Genomic DNA, 24,517 nt, shown 5'->3' with positions numbered 1-24,517 from the left:
CATCTCGTTGACCGATAAGACGAATCTTCGGGAACTTTTTGACAAAACTAAATTTCAAAATGACAAAGAACGATTTGGGCTCAATGGGCCAGGTTTATTTGATTTTTAATAACGTCCCTTTTTTATGGGACACTAGTGACACCACATATCACCACAATCATTATCGGGATCCTTGCCGGGATCATGTCCGGACTATTTCCCATCGAACTGCTCGGGCACATGGTTTCCATCGGGACACTACTGGCTTTCATTATTGTGTGCATAGGCATCATCATTCTACGCAAAAGGGAACCTGATGCGCCTCGTGCTTTCAAAACGCCATGGGTTCCCTTTGTACCCATCCTGGGGGCAATATGCTGCCTCGCGCTGATGGCCTCGCTCCCCATCGATGCATGGATAAGGCTGATAGGATGGATGACTATCGGCATGGTCATCTATTTCCTGTATGGCCGGCGCCACAGCCATGCAAGGAAAATGATGAATAAAAACAAATAACCATGGCGATATTGGGCTTGGTATAGATTTGAGCAAGTATCTGTGAGCAATTATTATAAGTATAAAGTCATTTTACAATAAATTTTTATCGTTTTTCGATATATTTTTATTGTTATATGAAAATATTATTTTATATTTGCGGCATCAATCTTTCAAAATGTGCCGAATATGAAACGAATTTCAGCTAAAAATTCACTTGCTTTTCTCTGCATTCTGGCGGGTATTGTTTATTTGCTAATTCTCATCCCCGCTATCATTAGAGGCATAGAAGGAGGTGTTGTCGCATTAATTATTTCCACAGTAATGAAACGTGCGATCGAGATAAAGGAAGAACAAGACCTCACTATTTAATTGAAAGAAACATGAAAACTAAATCTTTAATAAACAGCTGTTATGCCATCAGCGGAATTACCGCGATGATTGGAGTATGGGAACTTATGAACATAGCTACATTATCTTACGAAATGGGAAAAGACAGTAGTGATAGTTTTATATGGTATTTTCTCACTCGGGGAATACATGCCTGGGGGATAATAGGTAGTTGTGTTGTATTTTTCATCTTGGCCAACCAGGCCACAAAGTCAGCTATTTTTACCAAGGCAAACGAATCACTTCTGATGATTTCAGGATATATCATGATTGTTCTCGGTTGCATATCTTATCTCTTAATCAAATTACTCCCCATTGACTCGTTCTCTAGCCCAGCAAGTATCTTACTGATTCTGGAAGGACTCTCCTTCATATTTTTCTCTTTGATATTCAGCATATCACGAAAGTTAAAGGAAGAACAAGACCTCACAATTTAATTAAGACAGATATGGAAATAAAGCATTACAAAAGGATTAGCAACCTAATTGGTTTTTTATTGGGAATTTTTGTTTTCAAAGACATATTGGATTATCCTCTTTTATTCACCAATCTTTCTGAGAGTTCCACAAATAACCTTATTCCCCAGAGTATTTTTATACTTGGGTCAATGTTTCTTATTGCTTTTTACGCTACAATCTTACAAAACATAAAAAAGAGAGGCGTTTTTATTCGCAGAAATGAGATAACCTTCCGCTATTTTGGTTTTGTTATCCTTTTTCTGGGACTTTTATCTGACATACTTTTCGCATACTTTACAAGTGACAGACCTTCCGGGACACGCATCCTTGCTATTCTTGGCGGGACACTTGTCTTTGTATCCTATATTTTTAAGATCGGCATAAAAATGCAGGAAGAACAAGAATTAACTGTTTAAAAAACACGTATGCCAATTATTATAAATTTAGACGTAGAGATGGCCAAGAAAAAGATTTCCCTGAACGAATTATCGGAGCGCGTGGGAATCACTCCGGCCAATCTTTCGATCCTGAAGACGGGGAAAGCCAAAGCCATCCGTTTCAGTACGTTGGAAGCCATCTGCAAGGAGCTGAACTGCCAACCGGGAGATATCATGGAGTGGCGAGATGATGAATAATTGTAATGAAGAAATAATCTTTTAAACATATCAAAAATGAATCATTTAGAACGAGCCCTACAAGGCAAAAACAGTATCGGCCGCTATATCCTAATGGCCGTATTGGTATTTTTTATAGCACAAATGGCTGCTCTTCCCTTATTCCTTATATTGCTTCCTGCAATACTGTCCAATGGGGGGAATATCGGTGATTTCTCGGCCGCCATGCAAAACCCATCCGACTATGGTATCTCATCAAATCTTTTCTTACTGGTGATGATGGGCACCTTTGTCATCATGTTTTTCCTGTTTGCGGTATTGGTAAAGCCGTTGCATGGTCGTACAGTGCGTGAAACCATCAATGGATGCAAAAAAATACGATGGGATCGTATCAGGATGGGAATCATCGTCTGGGGAATCATCATCTTGGCAGATACAGCTATCAGTTTACTGGTCTCTTCGCCTACCGAATATGAATTCCGATTCAACGCCGCCGCATTTATTCCTTTATTGCTGATTGTCCTTATTGTACTACCGTTCCAAACAAGCATTGAAGAACTTCTTTTCCGTGGTTACCTGGCGCAGGGTGTGGCGCGATGGACAAAAAGCCGCTGGTGGGCGCTGATTATTCCCTCGGTGCTGTTTGCCCTGATGCACATAGCCAATCCCGAAGTGAAAGAATACGGCTTTTGGCTATCCATGCCACAATATCTTATCATGGGGTTGATGCTGGGACTTATCTCCATCCTCGATGACGGTATTGAATTGGCGTTGGGCATCCATTTTATCAATAACGGGCTCACCGCCCTGCTTGTCACGCATAAGGCCTCCGCATTTCAAACCGACGCTTTGTTCCTGGTCCACGATATCGATCCGGTAGCAAGCCTTATCTCCATTTCTGTCGCGAGCGTACTCCTCATCTTCATCCTGCAACGGATCTACAAATGGGATTTCGGCATTATGAACAGGAAAGTGCTCCCGGAACTTCCTCCCATCCCACCAATAGAGGCTGAGACTGTATCAAACCAATAGTCACACTAACCCTTCGTTTATCTTTACTCCTTATTCTTTACTCTTTGTTCTATGCAAAGTAAATTCTCACCCTGAATATAGGGCAAAAATGAAACAAATTATTATCTTTGGGGATTAGTTTGTAACGCTGTATGAAAATAAATCGCTTTTTTTCGATCTATATTTTACTGTTTTTTTGTCTTTGTGCAAAAGGGCAAACGCTGGATGAGGCCAAAAGTTGGTATCTGGAAGGCCGTTATGTCGAAGCGTTACCCGTTTTCCAGGCAGAATATCTCAATAATCCCAATAACCCGTCGGTCAATCAATGGCTGGGTGCAAGTCTCTACGAAACCGGAAGAATAACAGAAGCACAGAAATATCTTGAATTTGCTTCGGGGCGAAAAATCGTTGACGCCTATCTCTACCTGGGTAATCTCTATGCCCTACTCTATCGCTTTGAAGATGCAGAGAAAGAGTTTAAAAAGTACCAGCAAGCCAAGCGTAGAGACCGGGAAGCGTTGGATGTACTGGAAAAAAAGCGGGCGAACGCTGAAAATCTGCAAAGAGCGGTCAACCGGGCAGAAGATCTGCAGATCATCGACAGTCTGGTGGTCTTGAAGTCTGATTTTCTGTCGGCTTACAACCTGAGTGCCTCATCAGGCTCATTAATGCCGGTGCAGGAATTCTTCTCCGGACGTCCGGGAACCGACCAGACTCTCTATATGAACGAGCGCCAGGACAAGATATATTATTCCGACGGTGATGCTGCAAGCGGTACGGATCTTTATACAATGGACAAATTGCTTGATACCTTTGGAAACGAGAAAAAATTACCTTCCGCCATCAATAAAGAAGGTAGCCAGGCATTTCCATTTGTATTGAGCGACGGGATGACCCTCTATTTTGCGTCTACGGGTGAGCCTTCGTTCGGTGGGTATGACCTGTTTGTTACCCGTTATAATCTTAATTCTGACTCATATCTCAATCCCAATCAGTTGAATATGCCCTTCAATTCGCCTTTCAACGATTACATGTTGGCGATTGATGAAGAAAAAGGCATCGGCTGGTTTGCATCCGACCGCTTTCAACCGGCCGACTCGGTATGCATATATACTTTCATCCCAAACCCGCAGGTGCAACTGATCGAAGGTGAGGATGCCGATTATATGGCAAGAAGAGCGCGGATATCTTCCATAGCCGACACATGGAAGGAAGGCGCAGACTATGGACCGCTTCGCTCACTGGCGCAACAGAGGAGGGTCTCACGGGAAGAAACTACCGGTGATTTTACATTTGTGATCAATGATCTGGCCACTTATCATACCCTTTCGGAGTTCAGGAATGATCATGCCAGATCCCTCTTTTCTCAGGCGTTGGGGTTTGAGAAACAGTTACAGGCGATAAAGGAAGAACTCACACAGAAAAGAGACCAGTATGCCGGAGGAGCGGTAAATGACACCCTTGCTGCATCAATCCTCAGACTGGAAAAAGAAAGTGAATCGCTCTTCAGGGAGATGGAAAGACTCAGGATCCAGGCAAGAAATGAAGAAATACGTACTCAGTTTAATCAATAGTAACCCTATATGACATTCGATCTGATCATTATCATCGCCGTAATCCTATTGGGAGTAGTGTTCATGCTCATAGAGATTTTCCTGCTTCCGGGAATCAGTATTGCAGGAATTGCAGGTGCCATTTTCCTGATAGGGGGCATAATATATGCCTACATTTTTCAGGGTAGCACCATAGGAAATATTACATTGGCAGGGACCGCCGTGCTACTGGGGGGAAGTTTCTTCTGGCTGCTGAAATCAAAATCATTGCGAAAAATCTCGCTCGACACCAATATCGAAGGAAAAGTAGACACTTCCTATTTGCAGAAAATTACAGTTGGCGACATCGGTGTAACGCTTTCACGACTGAATCCCATCGGGCAGGTACTGGTCAACGATGTGGAAGCAGAAGCCAAATCGTTCGACGGGGAATTCATCGATGAAGACACCGAAATAGAAGTGATAAAAGTGGAAACCTATAACGTGCTGGTAAAAAGAAAAGAGGTCTTTACATCTTTAGAGAATACAAAAAACAACTGAATATAAGAAACACCTAAAATAAATAATTATGGATTTATTATCGTTCCCACTGATTATTACGATAGCCGTAATCGTCATCTTTTTATTGATATTCTTTCATTACGTCCCCTTCTTCCTGTGGATCAATGCGTTATCAGCAGGAGTACGGATCTCGCTCGTACAACTCTTCCTGATGCGCTTGCGCCGGGTACCGCCCCATACCATCGTTTACGCGATGATTGAGGCTCACAAGGCAGGACTGAAGATGGTTACCCGCGATAACCTGGAAGCACACTATCTTGCCGGAGGACATGTGGAAAAGGTAGTGCATGCCTTGGTTTCCGCCTCCAAAGCAAATATCGACCTCACGTTCCAAATGGCCACAGCCATTGACCTCGCGGGCCGTGATGTATTGGAAGCCGTGAGGATGTCTGTGAACCCGAAAGTGATCGACACGCCTCCCGTTTCTGCCGTAGCCATCGACGGTATCCAGTTGATCGCCAAAGCGCGCGTGACAGTACGCGCCAACATTAAAAGGTTAGTAGGTGGTGCCGGAGAAGAAACCATTCTTGCCCGTGTGGGTGAAGGGATCGTCTCCTCCATCGGTTCAGCCGTATCCCATAAATCGGTACTCGAAAACCCGGATTCGATCTCCAAGCTGGTATTGAAAAAGGGACTGGATGCAGGAACCGCATTTGAAATCCTCTCTATCGATATCGCCGACATCGATATAGGTAAGAATATTGGTGCCGTACTACAGATGGATCAGGCCCAGGCCGACAAGAATATAGCACAGGCACGTGCAGAAGAGCGTCGGGCCATGGCTATCGCTTTAGAGCAGGAGATGAAGGCCAAGGCACAAGAAGCCCGGGCAAAAGTAATTGAAGCCGAGGCGGAAGTTCCGATTGCTATGGCAGAAGCCTTCCGCAACGGAAACCTCGGTATAATGGATTATTACCGGATGGAAAATATCAAGGCCGATACGGATATGAGGGATTCTATCGCCAAACCGCAAAGCGGCGGAAATAAAAAATAATTATCACAGACAATACATATTATGAGAATCATACCTGAATCGGAGTTTATCATCAACTCCGATGGGAGTGCTTTCCATCTTCATATCCGACCGGAACAACTTTCGGATAAGATAGTAATGATGGGAGATCCCGATCGCGTAACAATGACAGCCGAATTTTTTGACAGCATTGAATGTGATGTGCACAGCCGTGAATTCCATACTGTCACCGGTACTTATAAAGGTAAACGGATCACTGCACTCTCTCATGGAATAGGCACGGACAACATAGATATCGTGCTCACAGAGTTGGATGCATTGGCCAATATCGATTTTAATACCCGGTTAGTCAAAGATGAACTCAAACAACTTACCATGGTGCGCGTAGGCACATCGGGGGGCATGCAACCACACTGTCCGGTAGGATCTTATGTGGTATCGGAAAAATCAATTGGGTTCGATGGACTTATCCATTATTATGCCGGTTCCGAATCGATCCGCGAAGAAGATTTTGAAGAGGCTTTTCAAAGGGAGGTAGGCTGGTCGCCATACCACTGCTCACCTTACGTGGTGAGCGCCGATGAAGAACTCGTCGACCGTATAGGCCACGATATGATCCGGGGAGTCACCATCTCCGCCATTGGTTTTTATGGCCCCCAGGGAAGACATGTACGCCTGCCGCTGGCCGATCCCAACCTGAACGCTAAGATTGAATCGTTCCGCTTCGGGGAGTATTCTATTACCAATTACGAAATGGAAAGCTCTGCCATCGCGGGTCTGGGAAAAATGATGGGACATAAAGCTATGACTGTCTGTGCTATCATCGCTAATCGCGTAGCCTTGAAATCAAATGCCGATTATAAAGGTTCTACTGAAGACCTGATTAAAATAGTTTTGGACAGGATTTAGGTTTTTAGAACAAAGAGTAAAGAACAAAGAATAAAGACTTTGAGTCAAATGAAAAAAACAATCACCCTACTGCTTCTTGTAACCACAATGGTTGCATTCGCACAACAGAATCCTCCTCTCCCTGTAGATCCGAAGGTGAGGACAGGAAAGCTGGATAATGGGCTCACCTATTATATCCGGCAAAACAACCTCCCCGAAAACAGGGCCGATTTTTACATCGCTCAGAAAGTAGGGTCCATGCAGGAAGAAGATAATCAGGCCGGACTGGCTCACTTCCTGGAACACATGGCTTTTAACGGGACAACCAATTTTCCCGGCAAAAGCATGCTCAACTACCTGCAGGACAATGGTATCAAGTTCGGCACCAACATCAATGCTTATACCTCTTTTGATGAAACGGTTTATTTTATGTCTAACATCCCGACAACCCACAAAAATCTGGTGGACTCGGCTCTCCTGGTGCTGTATGACTGGTCTTGCGGCATTGCCCTCGAAGAGGAGGAGCTTGAAAACGAACGGGGCGTGATTCGTGAAGAGTGGCGTACGGGCGGCGGTGCGCAGCAGCGTTTATGGGAACAATTACTTCCCAAAATGTATGTCGGCAGCAAATATGCCAACCGCTTACCCATCGGCAGCATCGACGTGATCAATAATTTTAAGCCTGAAGAGATCAGGGCCTATTACCATAAATGGTATCGTCCCGATTTGCAAGGCATCATCATCGTGGGTGATTTCGACGCGGACGAAATGGAACAAAAGGTAAAGGAATTATTCTCCGCCATTCAACTCGATGAACAGAGGGCTGAACGGGAATACTATCCTGTTCCTGATAATAAGGAACCGATCGTAGCTGTCGCCACCGATAAGGAAGCCCGCAACACGCGGATAACACTGTATTACAAGCACGATGCGATGCCCGACGAGTTGAGAAATACCCAGATGGGCTATATCACAGAATATATATTGAATGCCGCTGCCACAATGATGAACCAACGGTTTGCCGAAATCTTACAAAAGCCCGATGCGCCTTTCACTTCCGCCATGGCTTATAACGACGATTATTTCGTGGCCAGGACAAAAGATGCCTGGACCGTGGTGGCAGGAAGCGCGGAGGACAAGATAGAGGACGCGCTGGCAGCTATGGTACGTGAGACGGAAAGGGTCAGGCAGCATGGCTTTACTGCGTCGGAATACGAAGTGGCACGTACCAACATACTCAAGGGATATGAAGATGCCTACAACAACCGCGACAAGCAGCGGAACTCCTCCTATTCCCAGGAATATGTACGAGCTTTTACCGACGGGGAACCCATTCCGGGTATTGAGTTCGAGTATCAGTTTATGCAGGCGGTGGCTCCTAATCTCCCGGTAGAAGCGGTCAACCAGACCATCCGGCAATTGATTAGTGATGAAAACATAGTAATCGCCATCACCGGCCCTGAAAAGGAAGGGTTGGTCTATCCAGCCGAAGAAGCTTTACTTAATGTGCTGGCGTCCATTCAGTCCGAAACCATCGAGCCTTATGCCGGGGAAGTGATCGATGAACCGTTGGTGGCTACGCCTCCTACTCCGGGCAAGATCATAAAAACGGAAAAGGACGAGGCGATGGATGCCACAGTGTGGACATTGGAAAATGGGATGAAGGTAATCCTGAAAAATACCGACTTCAAGGATGACCAGATCATCATGACCGGCACCAGCGCCGGAGGATACTCCCATTATGGGGTGCAGGATCCGGTGAACAGCAGGCTGATGGCCAATATCGCCACACTGGGAGGAGTGGGAAAATTCAGTGCCACCGACCTGCCCAAAGTGCTGGCGGGACATACCGCATCCGCCCGTCCGGGTATCACCCTTACCACGCAGGACTTCAATGGATCTTCCTCCATGAAGGATTTCGAGACCATGCTGCAATTAGTGCACCTCTATTTTACTGCTCCACGAGCGGACAACGACGCTTTCCAATCGTTCATCCAACGCATGGAGACCCAGTTGAAAAACCAGGAAGCCGAACCGATGGTAGCTTTCAGCGACTCGGTATCAAGTGCTTTGTATGGTGATAATCCCTTGACAAAAAGGATAAAAGCCGACGACCTGAAAAAGGTCGATTACAATCGTGTTATGGAGATGTATGCTGAACGGTTTGCCAACCCCGGCAGTTTTGTGTTCACCTTCGTGGGCAACATCGATGAAGCGAAAGTACGGCCTGTCGTAGAACAATATCTGGCCTCGTTACCGGGCAAAGCGGAGAAAGGTGAATTCGTAAGGATTCCGATGGATTTCCAGAAAGGAAGCTTCGAAAATATTTTCCAACGGGAGATGCAAAATCCCAAAGCCTCGGTATTCAACATAATAACCGGAAAGACAAGCCGGGACATGAAGAACCGGATACTGATGAGCATGTTCGACCAGATCCTCGATATCATCTATACGGAAAAAGTACGTGAAGAAGAGGGCGGAACGTATGGCGTGTATGCAGGAGGATCCATCTCCCGTTATCCGGAAGGCCAGACCATCCTACAAATCATGTTCGACACCGATCCGGAAAAGATGGAACATCTCAATCAACTTGTCCTGGACATATTGAAGGAGTTTGCAGAAAACGGTCCGCGTGAAAGCGATTTCACAAAGGTGAAAGAGTATATGAACAAGAGCTACAATGAAAACCTGAAAGAAAACAGCTACTGGCTGAATATCCTTGATAACAAATATTTCTACGGTGAAGATAATCACACCCAATATATCGAAACCGTAAATGCCATCACAAAGGATAACCTCCGGAATTTTGCCAAAGCACTGCTCGACCAGGGTAACCTGAAAACGGTAGTGATGATGCCGAAGGTAACGGAGTAAGCTATCATTAAAAGATCTCATTATACAAACCCGCTTCGGAATTTCGGTGCGGGTTTGTTTTATTTTTCCGGTTGGTGCTTATACCGGAACAGGATGGCAAACAATATAGCTACCACGAGGGCATATCCGGCAAAGATAAACCATACGCTCTGCCAATCGCCAACCAGCAGGGATTTGGTGGTAGAACCCACAGTTAGGTCCGTCCATGAGCAGAAGCGGTTTACTACCCACTGTGCCCATAATGTACCAATGGTGGCTCCTATGCCGTTGGTCATCAACATAAACATTCCCTGGGCACTGGCGCGAATATTATGCGGCGCTTCCTTATCCACAAATAATGACCCCGAAACGTTGAAGAAATCGAAAGCCACGCCGTATACCAACATTGAGAGCAACAACAGCCAAACCCCATTGCCGGGATTACCCAAACCGAAGAAGCCGAAGCGTAATACCCAGGCCAACATGGCTATCAACATCACGTTTTTTATACCATACCGTCTCAGGAAGAAAGGGATGAGCAGGATGCAAAGTGCTTCCGATATCTGGGAAAGGGATATTAATATATTCGAATGCTGTACGCCAAAGGTATTGGCATACTCAGGATAAGCCTCGAAACTGGCTATGAAAGGATTGGCAAACCCGTTGGTAATCTGCAGGGCGACTCCCAGTAACATTGAGAAAATAAAAAAGAGCGCCATCTTCTTTATTTTAAATAGCTTAAAAGCATCCAGACCAAGGGCCTGAAACAAGGTCTTACTCCCAACTTCCTTGCTCACAGGACAATTGGGAAGAGTAAACGCGTACAGTCCCAGCATAAGCCCCAATAGGGCACTTACCACAAACTGCATCGATGAAGTCTGATACCCCAATATATCCACCAGCCACATCGTACAGATAAAACCGACCGTACCAAATACACGTATAGGAGGGAACGTCTTGACCGTATCCATTCCTCCCTTTTCCAGTATAGTATAGGCTACGGAATTGGATAAAGCAAGGGTAGGCATGTAAAAAGCCACGCTCAAGGTATAAAGGGTAAAGATAATGGAAAAAGAAACTCCTCCATCGCTGTATAACCCATACAAACCGGCCGAAAGCATAAACCCGGAGGCCAGCAAATGACTTATACCCAGCAGTTTTTGTGCCGGCACCCATCTATCAGCTACAATACCCATAATGGCAGGCATAAAAATGGAAACTATCCCCTGTACGGAGTAAAAAATACCGATATGCGATCCCAGCCCCGCCGGTCCCAAGTAACGGGACATGGAGGTGAGATACGCCCCCCAGACTGCAAACTGGAGGAAATTCATGATAATTAGCCTAACTTTCAATGACATATATTTCGATTGTTATTCAGTTGTTATTCAGTTGTTATTCGGTTGTTATTCGGTTGTTATTCGGTTGTTATTCGGTTGTTATTCGGTTGTTATTCAGTTGTTATTACGTGCAAAGCGTAAATGACACGAAGTGAATAACAACAAAATTGAATACCTATCTACTGAGCCAGGGTGCCGGATTAAGTTTATTGGTCTTCTGCCACAGTTGGAAGTGCATCGTGGAAACACCCGTATCGGGATCGGTAAAGATCCGACCTAACGACTGTCCGGTTTTCACTTTGTCTCCTTGTTTCACGAACAAGTCGTATATATTGGCATAAAATGTATAATAATCACCGTGACGCACTATCACACAGGTGTTGGAGCCGGGGAAGGAGAATACTTTCGAGACCTCCCCGTCGAACACACTGCGTATATTGGCCCCACTTTCAGCCTGAATATCAACTCCATTACTATTGGTAGTCACATTCCACTCACTGTGTTTCTTCGCGCCGAAATTACCCACAATCGCGGCTGTGCCACTAACCGGCATAGGCAATCTGCCCTTATTGGCCGCGAAATCTTTCGACAAATTAAAAGTCTCATCCGCGACAGCACTCCGCCCAATCCTGGGCCCCGGTGCTGCTTCGGAAGCATGTTCTTCCGCCCTGGCAGCAGCTTCACGCTTGATTTCCTCCTCACTCTTCCCTCGTCGGCGTGCCTCAGCCTGTTTCTCTGCCTCTTTTCTCCGACGTTCCGCCTCTTCGGCTTTTCTTCTGGCCTCAGCCTCACGCTCCTGGCGTGCCACCTCTTCAGCGATCAATTTCTCAATCTGGACATTTAACTGGTTGGCGCGTTGCTGTTTTTCACGGAGTGTTTTCTGCAATTCACGCTCTTGCCCCTTGACAGTTGCCATCTCCGACTGACGTGTTTTCTCTTCTCCCTGCAATTTTTTCTGTTCCTCCTGTAGCGCAGCCAATGCTTTTTCTCTATCAGTTTTGGCCTTAGCCAACAATTCCTGCTTTTCCTTTATCTCTGCATGCTGTTTCTTTATTTCTTCAGCCTGCGTCTTCTGCCACTTGGAATATTCCCGTAAATATTGCATCCTGCGTAGCGATTCACCTACCGATTTGCCGGACAGGATAAAAAGGAGTTTATTCTGGCTAAATTTATGATTCAACATGCCTCTCATCGCATCGGCATAGTTCCCTTGTTTTTCTCTCAGCTCCGCATTAAGCCTTGATATCTCGCTCTCGAGACGCGCTTCCTCTTTGCGCAATGCTTCAATTTCCCGATTCTGCACATCTATCAACTCTTTGCGGGCTGATATTTGATTATTGATCAGGTTGATCCTATCTAAGATACTTGTACTCTGCTTCCTAACGTCAAGATAAAGTTTATTCGTATTTTTTATCTCTTCCATCAACGCCTTCTGCTGCCGCTGCAAATTCTCAATCTGCCGGGTTTGCGACAGCAAGATGAGGGCAACAGCATGGAAAAGTAATAAGAGAACAAATTTTTTCATATAATTACCAGAGAACTGAGAACTAAAAACTGAGAAATTAAGAAGTTAAGAAGTTGAGAAATTGAGAAATTAAGAAATTCGATGTTCCATTCACATACCTAATCACTCAACCACTTAACCACCTTTCCACTTAGTCACTTTTTCGGCGAAAGTATTTTCAGAACCTCATTGATGGAAGCTTTCGAATAATTGGACGGTATATTCAGTTCCAGTTGCAAAGGGGTATTCGTAACCACATCTGAAAAGACCAACTCGGCATTGGTTTTCCGTGATGCGGATGAGAACGTCATATTCATCTTGTGAGGGAATATAACGTTATCCAACATCACAAAGTTATGGTATTCCCACTGCATATACAGCTTTTTCTCCGACTGCATCAGATAGGTGGAAGTGATCCGGTCATCTCCATTGACAGTAAATGCATAATCTATTCCTGAATCGGTGTCCTGGGCCATCATATGATAATACTGGTCAGAGGCCTGGTTATAACTAAAAGTGTCATAATCGGCAGCATCAATCTTATCTTTTCCTGAAACAAAAAGTGCGTTCGTAAACAATGACTGCATCGTATAATAATCGAATCCAACAGGATAGAGTTCTTTTAAAGTGGAGAACGATTCCAGCACATACCGTTTATTCATCCTGTCGAGCAGGAAAAGCGTATCGGGATTAATATAGAGCCGGAACATCTCTACGCCGAAAAGCGGCTGGATAGAGATCTGAAGGGCTTCGTCCTTTATAATCCGCAGATTTGCCCTGGAGTTATAAGATTTCGTACCCGAGGTCATTCCCATATTGAGTTTGGCGGAAAAGGTACGATAGGGAAATTCACAGGCAATCACATCATTGAAAAGTTCATGATTCGCTTTCTCTTCCACCGGAGAGGTAGAGTAAACGATCTTCTGTTTGGGTTTGCAAGCCGTAAATGCCACAGCAGATAACAGACAGATGATCAAAATTTGTCGATAATGAGAATTATTCATAATTACAATTCGCCGGTTTTAATTTTTTTATTCAATTCAGGAGATTCACCTCCTGCCTCATTGGCTTTCTTCCACTGTTCCAATGCCTTTTCTTTATCTCCGGTCCGGAACAGCACATCTCCATAATGCTCCAAAACCTCTGCGGAGAGATCGTCGTCCTTACTGTTCTCAACCGCCCGTTCTATATATATCTTAGCCAAGGTATAAGATCCTTGCTCATACAACACCCATCCATACGTATCGAGATAGGTAGGATTGGTAGGCTCTGCCTTCACTGTAATACCACTCATCTGTTCCGCCTTATCAAGGTCTTTCTTTTCCAATGACAGATAATAGCTGTAATTGTTTAAAACGGGGAGATTCTGAGGATAGAGTTGCAATGCCTTTTCGTAACTTTCGAAAGCCTTTTCCTTATCCCCGAGGAAATAATTCAAATCACCAATCTGTCCATGAAATTCGGACTCCACAATTGGGTTCCGCATAGTAGCATTGGCCAATCCCTCCTCGAAAACCTTCAGTGCCTCCCGATGATTTCCCTGTTGGAAGTATGCTGCTCCCAAATAAAAGTAGAATTGGGCTTCTTCTGGCAGATGTTCCAACGCCTCGGTGGTTACGAGTATTATTTTTTCCAGATCCTGTTCGGGTAAGGCAAGGCGAAGCAGTTGCTCATATCCTGCAGGATCTTCCGGATTCGATGCAACATATATTTCGAACTGTTTTATAGCACCCTCTTTATCTTCCTGTAATAAAAGGACGTTCCCATAGATCATATTCAGTTGGGAATTATTAGGATGTTGTTCAAAGAGCGTCTCAAAAAGAGAATTAACCTGCGTCATATCCTGTTGACTCTGTTGCAGGATACCCAGATAACGGGTAAGCAACTGTAATTTCACCTCTACATCCATCAACGAGTTTGTTACGGCCTTTTGTAACTCCGCTTGTGCCGCCTGCTTGTCGTTCGTCCTCTCATAATAATTTACCATGGAAAGGATAAGCGCCGGGGAATCGGGATCAACGGCCATAGCCCTCTTATAATATTTCAACGCCTCTTGAGGTTGATCATCTTCCAGATAAAGATCTCCTATCAGGATAAGGTATCTCGGCTCTGACGGATTTTTTTCAATGATCTGCCTTATCTCGTCGAAAGCTTGTTCTTTCTCTTCCATCATTGAATAGAGCCGAAACTTATTCAGGGCAATCATTTCATTGATACCGGTATTTTTTTCCAACTCGTCGAGTGTATTGATGGCGTCCTGAAACTCTCCAGCATCGGCAAAAGCATTCGCCAATTCGAAACGGACATCGAGTTTTTCAGGATACAATTGCGACAAATGCCGGTAGATATCAATTACCTCCTCCTTCAACCCAAGTTCCTTACTCAAACCGGCCAGCATCATGTTGTAATAATAATTATCAGGATCATAGTAAACAGATCGACGGAAAAAATCAAGAGCTTTATTTTTCTCCTGCAACACATTATAGAATGTTCCCAGTTCCACCAGCACATTCGCGTTGGTAGAATCGAGCGCATAACAATGCTGAAACAAATCGATTGCTTGGTCATACTCCCCCAGAGCCTTTGCATTCAATGCCCCGTAAAAATAATAATCGAATTTACGTCGTGCCTCTTCGTTGAGCCGGATCCCTTGTTTTTCTTGTTGCGCCGCCATTTTTACCGGCCATATTGCAGATACAGACACGAACAGAAGAAAAGTGAGAACTGTTTTTTTTATTACAATGATTGAATTTGACATTCTTGTTTTTATAAAGTTGTGGTTTACTGCCTTCCGGTATGCCCGAATCCCCCGGCACCGCGCTCAGTTTCATCGAGTGAATCCACCGGCTTCCACTCTACATGGGCATGTTGTGCAATTACCATTTGGCAGATACGCTCTCCGTCATGGATGGTAAAATCCTCGTTCGAGAGATTCACCAGAATTACCCTTATTTCACCCCGATAATCGGCGTCTATAGTTCCGGGAGCATTCACTATTCCAATACCATGTTTGATAGCTAATCCGCTACGGGGGCGGATCTGGGCTTCATACCCTGCTGGCAGTTGAATATAAATACCGGTGGGTACTAATGTCCGTTCAAGCGGTTTCAATACGATAGATTCTTCTAAATTGGCGCGTAAATCCATACCTGCAGCAAATGCAGTAGCATATTCAGGTAACGGATGCCGCGATTTATTGACTATTTTAATTTCCATCAGAAAGGTCTCATCTTGTTTAATCATGCGAATTTATATAATTCTGAGGAATTAAGAGCCTATTTGATGAAATTTAATGATGAAAAAGTCTTATCTTTGTAATTATGAGTGATCACAATGATCTTTTGGCGAAATTGCGCCAGACACTAAATGAACAAGGTATAGACTCATTCCATATTCTCGAAGACCTGGTACCGATTGAGGAACAAATGGAATTTTTCAGGTACTTCGACCTATTACGGAGGGAGAACAGCCCCTTTGTGCGCGATGATGAAGTGAGTATATTATTCTCTCCCGATGAGCCTATTGACCGGAAGAAGAGAAGCTTAACCCTGTTGGCATCCATTCCCGACGTGGGAGCTTACCGTTCCATAGAAACTTACCACAGCAGCCCGTTGGAACCCGAATTGGTACACTGGTCGTCGATGGCACTGGTCAGCAGCCGTATTGTGCTAAGTTCCGATCTTTCCGGTCACCAGCAGGTCTATATCTCTTCCGGATTGGGGGGGCAGGATAAAAAATTGCGTTTCTTCGCCCTTTTTACAACCAGTAACAGGCAACACTTTACCGAGTTACAGAAAGAGATGGTTGAACGTGAATTCACCTTTCAATTGCAAAAGGCAGATGTGGTGATAGAAAAATTCGAGATCAGGGAAAATTACTTTACCATTCTCATTCTTTTCCCTTTCAATAAGGATATAAAGTCGAGTCTCAACGACGCCGTCAATGAATGTAACCAATACGGAAATTTTCTTGATACTAAATTTCTTTTCACCAATGTGAAAGTGCTGAGCGAAAAAGAGATTGAAAATATACTGGAGAAAAAATAATCTTCTCCCCTGCGTGATATCCAGATATGATGATGCAACCGGCCTGTAGAAAACAGTTTTGCACGGTATTTTTCACCGTGATCTTCATGGCTTTTGCCATGCCATCCATCGCGCAGAAAATTCCCTTTATTCCTCCCGTATACAACTACACTACCGATCTTTATAATGCAGGGAACCAGAACTGGGCCATTGCACAGGGAAGGAACGGGATCATTTATTTCGGCAACAATAATGGACTCCTCAGTTATGACGGCGTCAACTGGGAAATGCATCATCTGCCCAACAACCTCTCCGTCAAATCCATCTATATCGATTCCAATAATAATTACGAGCGCATTTACGTGGGTTCATTCGAAGAATTCGGTTATTTTGAATCCAACGAAACCAATCAGCTCATTTATCACTCACTCAGCCGGAATATCAAGGATCATCAATTTCATAATGATGAGATATGGAATATCTATCCGTTTGGCGGAAAACTCTATTTCCAGACATTTGCGACTATTTTTGTGTACGATGGTGCGGAGATACGGGTCCAGAAGCCGTATCCCGCAGTGTTATATTTTTTTCCCGTAGGAGAAAAGATGTTTGCACAACTTATAGGCGGTGAATTCAGCCTCTTCGACGGTGAGAATTTTCATCCGGTATTTACACGAGATCGGTTGAATAACGACAACGCTATTGCCATGCTCCCCTATGGTGAAGATTGGCTGCTGGTTACTTCAAAAAACGGGTTATACCGGTTCTCCGAAAAAGAAAACACATTAACGCCATGGCATATTTCCGGCAGCAGTGAATTGCTTCAGAGCTCCATTAACCGCGCTATCGTTTCGGGCGATACGTATATCTTCGGGACACTCAACAGTGGAATTTTTGCCATTGATAAAGACGGTAAACAGTTATGGCACATCCACCGGGACAATGGTCTCAATAATAATACCGTACTCGCACTTTTCAGGGACCGTGACCAGACAGTATGGGCTGCTCTCGACAACGGCCTCTCCAACATCAGGACACACTCCCCGCTATCGTTTTTCGAACCGGCAGACAGCCAGATCGGACCGGTAGAGGATATACTGTTCCACGACAACCGTTTGTATCTGGCCACTAACCAGGGGATTTTCAGTTTCTCCGACACCGATGGAAAACTCACCCCTGTGCCGGGGCTCGATATACAGTCGTGGTTCATTAAAAGTTTCGGCAATCAGATCTTCGTAGGACATAACTTAGGGACATCCCTTCTGAAGGATATGCACGAGATTCCTGTTCAGGAGGCACACACGGGCGGCCTGGATATGAAACAGGCAACCATCAACGGCAGGGATATCCTGTTGGAATCTACTTACACCTCTTTACTCGTGTACGTGCGGGACAATTCCGGCAACTGGACATTTAGCCACCCGGTGGAAGGTTTTTCAGACCTGATAAAAAACCTTGAAATAGACTATGCGGGGAATATCTGGGCAGGACATATGTACAAGGGCGTATACCGTTTGAAACTCGATAGCGGGTGTATGAAGGTGATTGAGATGGAGAACTACTTGTCGTTCGACAGCACGCAGGTCTCAACCTACCGTCCTATCAAAGTGATGAAGTTAAGGGGAAGGATCGTTTTTGCCGATGGGGACCGTTTCTTCACCTATGACGACATTGAACACAAAATCATTCCTTTCGATTTATTGAATAATGACCTGCCCGGTTTTGCCGATACCCACCGGATCATTCCCCTGAATGACACACTCTTTTGGTTCATACGCCATAAAGAGTATCTTCTCGTGGAGTACCGCGACAACAAATACGTCATCAAAGACCGCATACCCTACAACATCCTGAATAATCCGCCCAATGCGGGGAGAGCCAACCTACTGGTTACCAACGGAAACAGCTCTTTCTTCTGCATGAACGGAGGAATTGGAAAATATTCGCTTTCTGGAGGACAACCGGAGGTAGAGAGAGAGTTGCAAACCGCCTCCATTACCTTTCATAACCGGAATAATGACCAGTTGTTTTATCTCGATCCTTCCCGGAAAGGAATACTCGCTTACCAGAGCAACAACATCACATTCAGATTCCGGTATCCCGAATTTTCTAAAAAAATATTTCAGGTGGAAAGTTATTTACAGGGATACGACAACCGATGGTCAAGTACGGATGGAACCAGATCGACCGCCTATTATAATCTCCCCGCAGGCGATTATATCTTGTATGCGCGCATAAAAGACAGTTCAGGAAAAGTGCTATCTACGATAAACTATTCGTTCCGCATTAAAAATCCATGGTATAAAACATGGTGGGCATATCTGATATATTCCCTCATTATCGGCTCCCTGGTAGCATTTTTAATAAAAAGGCACATACGGAAAGTTGTCCGCAAGAAACAAAAACTCTTCGAAGAACAGGAAAACAGACGACTTTCACAGATAGAACGGCAGGAAAAGGAGATTGCCACATTACAAAACGAAAAACTGGAGGCGGAATTAATTCACAAAGGCAAAGAGTTGGCCAGTGCTGCGATGATGTTGATCAACCACTCCGAGTTCTTAAAGAATTTACGCGAAAATGTCCAGTCGCTCATCCTTGCGGGAAAAATCAACCGTACTGAGGGGAATGAACTTCTCACCATGATCGGAAAAAACCTCCCCGAAGAAGATGAGTGGAGCCTGTTTCAGAACAACTTCGACCTGATTCATGAAAATTTCTTCCGCAATCTTAAAAAAAGATATCCGGCGCTCACCCCCACCGACCTGAAATTATGCTCCCTGCTCAGGTTGAACTATTCATCGAAAGAAATTGCCGAAATGTTGAACATCTCCATCCGCGGCGTGGAAGCCGCAAGATACCGGTTACGCAAGAAACTGAATCTTTCGGAAACCGACAATCTGGTCGAATTTATGATCAAATTCCAATAATACGGTACTGCTGTACCGGCTATATTCACTTTTACAATATACTCATAAACACACAATTACCATAAACAGAAGTAGTAAAAAAGTATCCTTTAAAAATATGTTATACAACATAGCGTACTTTTAACGGGGGTTTTTATTTCGTTAACGAGCAAGTCTGACCTTACTTTTGTTCAAAAATAATATAATGCTATTTATGAGCTATTTCTTTAAATCAAATGAGAAATAGTGAGGCAAAATGCAAGTCGTTTTTATTTTATTGAACAAATTAAAAAAGAATCCATGAAACTGAAAATTGTAACAGTATTCAATTTTTTCTTCTGTTCTCTACTTTTATCTGCACAGCAGGTAACCGTTTCGGGAACAGTAACGGAAGAAGCCACGGGAGAGCCCGCCATCGGGGTCACCGTGTTAGTGAAAGGTACTACCCATGGTACCGTGACAGATATGGACGGGAATTACTCTCTGCCTGACGTAGCGGGTGATGCAACCCTGATCTTTAGTTATATAGGAATGTTGAGTTTGGAGGAACCGGTTAACGGACGTACCACGATTGACATAACCCTGAGAGAAGACGTACAGGCATTAGAAGAGGTGGTAGTGATAGGTTACGGCTCTGCAAAATCGAAGGACTTGACCGCACCTATAAATGTGGTGAAGGAAAAAGAGATTGTAAACGTGCCCACATCGTCTCCCATGGCGGCTTTGCAGGGAAAAGTACCAGGTGTGAACATCATCAACTCGGGAACACCAGGCGACGGCCCCAAAGTTACCATTCGCGGTATGGGTTCTTTCGGCGACACTTCACCCTTGTATGTGGTGGACGGTATGTTTTACGACAACATCAACTTCCTGAACAATTCCGACATTCAGGACATGACCATCCTGAAAGACGCCTCCGCAGCGGCCATTTATGGTGTGCGGGCGGCTAACGGCGTTGTCATCATCACAACAAAAAGAGGTGTGCGCAACCAAGACGCCAAGGTTACGTACAACGGATACATGGGTATTCAGAAAGCCACCAACCTGCTGAAAATGGCCAACTCCCACGAGTATGCGACCATGTTGATGGAAGCCGATCCGGCCACTTACGGCTATCTGTTCGAAGGTTCCGTGAATGCGTTTGGCGGCGACCTCAATTCGTTGACATTCAATGCCGACACCGATTGGTACAACGAACTGTTGCGCACCGCCATGATGACCAACCATAGCCTGAACGTATCCGGCGGAACGGATAGAGCCACTTATTCCACCGGCTTAAGCTATCTGTCGCAAGACGGCGTCATGGACATCGAGAACTATTACCGCCGCCTCAACTTTCGCGCGGCGTTGGATTTCGATGCCAAAAGTTGGCTGAAAATCGGTTTCAACGGTGTGTTCAGCAACGCGCAACAGCAAATTCCGAACAATGCCGCATGGCAAAATGCGTTTAACATGCCGGGTATTATTCCGGTTTACGATGAATCGCGCGACTCGTCCATCTTTCCGGAAAAATATGCGTCACCCGAACAAGTGGGGTTATCCACTAATTTCTACAATCCGGTGGCCACGGCAACGTATTACGACAACCGCAACGAATCATATCAGGTGCTAAGTAATTTCTATGCGCAGTTCAACATCCTGCCCGAAAAATTGAACGTACGTTCGAGCTACAGCTACGATTATTCGCAAATCCGCGGCACCAATTTCACGCCCACTTATTACGTAAGCGCCAACCAGAAAGCAACGGTTACGAGCCTGACCAAAGAGGACTCGAACTATTACAAATATATTTGGGACAACACGGCAACTTACACCGATAAATGGGATAAGCACGCCTTCACCGGCATGCTGGGCGTTTCCGTGCGGCAAGAGCAATACAAATTCCTGTCGGGCACGGCAACCGATGTGCCCGAAGGCAGTGACGTGTGGAAATACATCGCCTTGGGCAACAAAGAAGGCGCAACCGTTAAGGACGACGGATGGCGTTACCGCGGATTGTCGTACTTCACGCGCTTGAATTACAATTACGACGACAAATACATGCTGATGTTCACCTTCCGCGCCGACGGTTCGTCGAAATACAATGACAAATGGGGCTATTTCCCGTCCGTTGGCGCCGCTTGGGTGGTTTCGCAAGAGCCGTTCATGAAAGACCAGCACGTGTTCGATTACTTGAAACTTCGTGCAAGCTGGGGTAAGTTGGGCAACGACAAAATTGCCGCAAGCGCCGGTTTTGCCAGTATCAACAATGTGCAAGGCGTGTTTGGCACCAACAATGCCATTGACGGTTACACCAACTCGTCCAACTTCAGTTGGCTGGGTTGGGAAGTGGTGAACGAAACAAATGTTGGCGTGAATTTCTCGACATTGAGAAACCGCTTGGAGGCCGATATCGATTGGTACTACCGCCTCACGGACAACGCTGTGATTTCGCCCAAAATTCCAATGCAAAATGCCACGCTGGCTGGAAACTACGGCGAAATTCTGAACACCGGCGTAGATGTGTCACTGAACTGGAACGACAAGTTGAACAAGGATTTCGCCTACACAATCGGCGCAAACCTTTCGTTCCTGCACAACGAAGTGAAGAGTTTGAAAGACAACATGACCATCATCAAAGGCGGAAAAACGGTGAACAAAGTAGGCGAGAAAATGAACTCGTACTACGGATTCAAAGTGGTGGGAGTTTATCAAACGCCGGAAGAAGTACAGGCCGATGCGGTAGCCGTGGCAAACGGCCTCGAACCGGGCGATTTCAAGTATGAAGACGTAAACAACGACGGCGTCATCGACGGAAGCGACAAACAAGTCCTCGGCTCGTATATCCCCGATTTCACCTACGGATTCAATTTGGGATTTGCCTACAAAAACCTCGATTTCGCCGTTACCACTTACGGACAAGCTGGCGGCGAATTGTGGAACCGCAAACGCGCGTTGCGCTATGCGGCATCGAACTACAATTTCGACAAAGACCAATTCGACAACCGCTGGACAACTGCGGGTTCCACCAACAGCAATCCATCGTCCAAAGCGTTGTTGAAAACGTGGAACGTTTCCGATAGCAACAACGCATCCTATTTTGTGGAAAGCTCCAACTATTTCCGCATTCAAAACGTCACGCTCGGATATTCGTTCCGCGACATCAAAATGGGTAACTATACGCTGCCCGGCATTCGCCTTTCGCTGACTGCCGATCGTCCACTCATCCTGTTCAAGGCCAACAGCTTTACGCCCGAACTGTCGGACGCCGAAGGCTGGGACACGCAGGTTTATCCTTTGACCGCGACTTATACATTCGGTGTTCAAATTGATTTCTAAACAGACAAAAACATTAAAAACTTATCGCAATGAAATTTCTGAAGAAAACATTCGCATATATTCTCCCAATGGTTTTGATATTGGGAGGCATCACAGCTTGTTCGGATTTCCTCGACATCGATCCCGAAAACAAGGTGCCCGAAGAGAGCGTCGATTTCACCCAAACCGCAAACATGTACGAACCCGTTGTAGGTGTTTACGCGCAACTGCGCACATCGGGCATGCACTGGGCCAACAAGCTGCTGATGATTACCCGCGACGGCGACGTGTGGTCGGGTCGCACCGACGACCAAGGCGCAGCCGTGGATTTCGGGCGCAACTTCAATTATTCCAACTCGTTTTGGGCGCTCAACAACGTATGGGTCACGTTTTACGAAATCATCCGCATCTCCAACTCGGCGCTGGAATCGCTCGACGGCTATGCCGCCTACCTCACCGAAGGATCGGACGATTACAAGAGCTATGAAAGTTATTGCGGCGAAGTACGTACCATCCGCGCATGGGCTTACTATCAGCTGGTTACCAATTTCGGACCGATTGTAATCTACAAAGACAACAAGCAAACCGATTTCCGCCGCTCAAAAGTGGAATCTGTTTACAATTACATGCTCGAAGATTTGACGTATGCCAAAGACAAACTGCCGCGCGTGCGCCCCAACCAAATGACGCATGCCGGTGCCGTAAGCGCATTTACCGCCGAAATGATAGCCGCCAAAGTGTATCTGCTGACGGGTGATTACGCGCAAGTGGAAACACTGACTGACGACATCATCAACAACGGCAATTTCTCGCTCTATTCCGATTTTTACCAGCTGTTCAAAATTCCGGGTAAACTTTGCGACGAATCACTCTTCGAGTGTCAAGTTACGGACTACGGAAACGGTTCGGGCGACTACATCGGGGTTGGCTCGTGGTTCCCGTTTTCAGGCCCGTTCTCCATCACAAGTTCATCGGGAACGTCATTCGGCGGATGGGGATTCATCGGCTATGAATCCGATTTCGTAACTTGGGCGGAAGCCCGGGGAGAAACGGTACGTGCCGAAACGTCCTTCCTGAAAGCCGGCAGCACAACCCAAGAGGGTTGGATGGTGAGCCCAGTGCAAGGCACCTCCACCAATTGCTGGAACGGCAAGGATTATCTGCCTTACAACCAGCTCACCACTGGCCGCACCGAATACGGACAAAACAATAACGTGCGCATCCTGCGCTACGCCGAAGTGCTGCTAATGAATTCCGAAGCCAAAATCCGCTTGGGAAAGAATGGCGACAGCGGCTATAACCTGGTGCGTGAACGCGCCGGGATGTCCACCAAAACCGGCGTAACGCTGGACGACATTTTGGACGAACGCCGTATGGAACTTTGCAGCGAATGGGGCACCCGCTACGTCGACCTAGTACGCACGGGAGAAGCTGCCACCGTATTGGGAGCAAAGGGCTGGACGGAAGCTAAGACGTATTGGCCCATACCCTCCTCGCAGTTGGACGACCTTCCCGATTTGGCACTCGATCCGTTGGATTAATTTACTGGTGGAATAGCATTTGTTGCTTTGGCGACAAATGCTATTCTCAAAAAATCGGCCGGTATGAGAAAAACAGGTTCTCCACAGGAATCGATCCGGCAGATAAATTCTCCCGTATTTCCGAGA

20 protein-coding genes and 1 pseudogene are annotated in these 24,517 nt (G+C 45.6%); 15 read left to right on the top strand and 6 right to left on the bottom strand.

Annotated features, from left to right (window positions below; all coding sequences use genetic code 11):
• From ABV001_RS12295 to ABV001_RS12285, 3 genes and pseudogenes are all read left to right on the top strand, one after another.
• Positions 1-109: pseudogene (locus tag ABV001_RS12295) on the top strand (IS4 family transposase); the annotation flags it as partial.
• A 26-nt stretch (positions 110-135) separates the two neighbouring features.
• Complete coding sequence (locus ABV001_RS12290) at positions 136-495, top strand: APC family permease (RefSeq protein ID WP_352423079.1); 360 nt, start codon at positions 136-138, stop codon at positions 493-495.
• A 168-nt stretch (positions 496-663) separates the two neighbouring features.
• Positions 664-846 (top strand): hypothetical protein, encoded by a 183-nt coding sequence (locus ABV001_RS12285; RefSeq protein WP_352423078.1) that lies wholly within the window; start codon positions 664-666, stop codon positions 844-846.
• 106 nt (positions 847-952) lie between these two features.
• On the opposite strand, the gene ABV001_RS12280 is transcribed toward ABV001_RS12285, so the two are convergent.
• On the bottom strand, positions 953-1,150 hold the full coding sequence (locus ABV001_RS12280) for a hypothetical protein (RefSeq protein ID WP_352423077.1): 198 nt from the start codon (positions 1,148-1,150) through the stop codon (positions 953-955).
• 162 nt (positions 1,151-1,312) lie between these two features.
• On the opposite strand from ABV001_RS12280, the gene ABV001_RS12275 reads away from it, so the two are divergent.
• The 8 genes from ABV001_RS12275 to ABV001_RS12240 all read left to right on the top strand — a co-directional run bounded on the left by ABV001_RS12275 (position 1,313) and on the right by ABV001_RS12240 (position 9,796).
• Positions 1,313-1,738 (top strand): DUF2975 domain-containing protein, encoded by a 426-nt coding sequence (locus ABV001_RS12275; protein WP_352423076.1) that lies wholly within the window; start codon positions 1,313-1,315, stop codon positions 1,736-1,738.
• A gap of 9 nt (positions 1,739-1,747) precedes the next feature.
• Positions 1,748-1,957 carry a helix-turn-helix domain-containing protein gene (locus ABV001_RS12270; protein ID WP_323424898.1) on the top strand — a complete coding sequence of 70 codons (210 nt, stop codon included), beginning with the start codon at positions 1,748-1,750 and terminating at the stop codon, positions 1,955-1,957.
• Positions 1,958-1,993: 36 nt separating this feature from the next.
• Positions 1,994-2,968: a CPBP family intramembrane glutamic endopeptidase gene (locus ABV001_RS12265; protein ID WP_352423075.1), complete on the top strand. Its 975-nt coding sequence runs from the start codon at positions 1,994-1,996 to the stop codon at positions 2,966-2,968.
• Positions 2,969-3,099: 131 nt separating this feature from the next.
• Positions 3,100-4,521, top strand: coding sequence for a tetratricopeptide repeat protein (locus tag ABV001_RS12260; RefSeq protein WP_352423074.1), 1,422 nt, complete (start codon positions 3,100-3,102; stop codon positions 4,519-4,521).
• 9 nt (positions 4,522-4,530) lie between these two features.
• Entirely contained in the window at positions 4,531-5,040 is a 510-nt protein-coding gene (locus ABV001_RS12255; RefSeq protein ID WP_323424895.1) for an NfeD family protein, read from the top strand.
• 28 nt (positions 5,041-5,068) lie between these two features.
• Positions 5,069-6,055: a flotillin-like protein FloA gene (floA, locus tag ABV001_RS12250; RefSeq protein ID WP_323424894.1), complete on the top strand. Its 987-nt coding sequence runs from the start codon at positions 5,069-5,071 to the stop codon at positions 6,053-6,055.
• 21 nt (positions 6,056-6,076) lie between these two features.
• Positions 6,077-6,943 carry a nucleoside phosphorylase gene (locus tag ABV001_RS12245; RefSeq protein ID WP_323424893.1) on the top strand — a complete coding sequence of 289 codons (867 nt, stop codon included), beginning with the start codon at positions 6,077-6,079 and terminating at the stop codon, positions 6,941-6,943.
• A gap of 48 nt (positions 6,944-6,991) precedes the next feature.
• Positions 6,992-9,796, top strand: coding sequence for a M16 family metallopeptidase (locus ABV001_RS12240; protein WP_352423073.1), 2,805 nt, complete (start codon positions 6,992-6,994; stop codon positions 9,794-9,796).
• Positions 9,797-9,855: 59 nt separating this feature from the next.
• Here the strand turns inward: ABV001_RS12240 and ABV001_RS12235 are convergent, their stop codons facing one another.
• The 5 genes from ABV001_RS12235 to dut form a co-directional block, all read right to left on the bottom strand.
• The gene (locus ABV001_RS12235; RefSeq protein WP_352423072.1) at positions 9,856-11,136 is read right to left on the bottom strand and encodes a nucleoside permease; all 1,281 of its coding nucleotides are present in this window, start codon (positions 11,134-11,136) and stop codon (positions 9,856-9,858) included.
• 154 nt (positions 11,137-11,290) lie between these two features.
• Entirely contained in the window at positions 11,291-12,640 is a 1,350-nt protein-coding gene (locus ABV001_RS12230; RefSeq protein ID WP_352423071.1) for a murein hydrolase activator EnvC family protein, read from the bottom strand.
• 134 nt (positions 12,641-12,774) lie between these two features.
• Entirely contained in the window at positions 12,775-13,623 is an 849-nt protein-coding gene (lolB1, locus tag ABV001_RS12225) for a lipoprotein insertase outer membrane protein LolB1 (RefSeq protein WP_352423070.1), read from the bottom strand.
• Between the two features lie 2 nt (positions 13,624-13,625).
• A complete protein-coding gene (locus tag ABV001_RS12220) occupies positions 13,626-15,377 on the bottom strand; it encodes a tetratricopeptide repeat protein (RefSeq protein ID WP_352423069.1) in 1,752 nt (583 codons plus the stop codon).
• 23 nt (positions 15,378-15,400) lie between these two features.
• The gene (gene dut, locus ABV001_RS12215) at positions 15,401-15,835 is read right to left on the bottom strand and encodes a dUTP diphosphatase (protein ID WP_323424935.1); all 435 of its coding nucleotides are present in this window, start codon (positions 15,833-15,835) and stop codon (positions 15,401-15,403) included.
• A gap of 104 nt (positions 15,836-15,939) precedes the next feature.
• Here dut and ABV001_RS12210 point away from each other — a divergent pair, with 104 nt between their 5' ends.
• From ABV001_RS12210 to ABV001_RS12195, 4 genes are all read left to right on the top strand, one after another.
• Positions 15,940-16,665 (top strand): hypothetical protein, encoded by a 726-nt coding sequence (locus ABV001_RS12210; RefSeq protein WP_352423068.1) that lies wholly within the window; start codon positions 15,940-15,942, stop codon positions 16,663-16,665.
• A 26-nt stretch (positions 16,666-16,691) separates the two neighbouring features.
• Positions 16,692-19,574: a triple tyrosine motif-containing protein gene (locus tag ABV001_RS12205; RefSeq protein ID WP_352423067.1), complete on the top strand. Its 2,883-nt coding sequence runs from the start codon at positions 16,692-16,694 to the stop codon at positions 19,572-19,574.
• A gap of 279 nt (positions 19,575-19,853) precedes the next feature.
• Positions 19,854-22,871, top strand: a complete 3,018-nt coding sequence (locus tag ABV001_RS12200) for a SusC/RagA family TonB-linked outer membrane protein (protein WP_352423066.1) — start codon at positions 19,854-19,856, stop codon at positions 22,869-22,871.
• 29 nt (positions 22,872-22,900) lie between these two features.
• The gene (locus ABV001_RS12195; RefSeq protein ID WP_352423065.1) at positions 22,901-24,391 is read left to right on the top strand and encodes a RagB/SusD family nutrient uptake outer membrane protein; all 1,491 of its coding nucleotides are present in this window, start codon (positions 22,901-22,903) and stop codon (positions 24,389-24,391) included.
• Positions 24,392-24,517: the final 126 nt, after the last annotated feature.

Origin of the sequence: Proteiniphilum sp. (genome assembly GCF_040307845.1) — a bacterium.
GTDB lineage: Bacteria > Bacteroidota > Bacteroidia > Bacteroidales > Dysgonomonadaceae > Proteiniphilum.
This window is presented reverse-complemented; position numbering and strand designations above follow the sequence as displayed.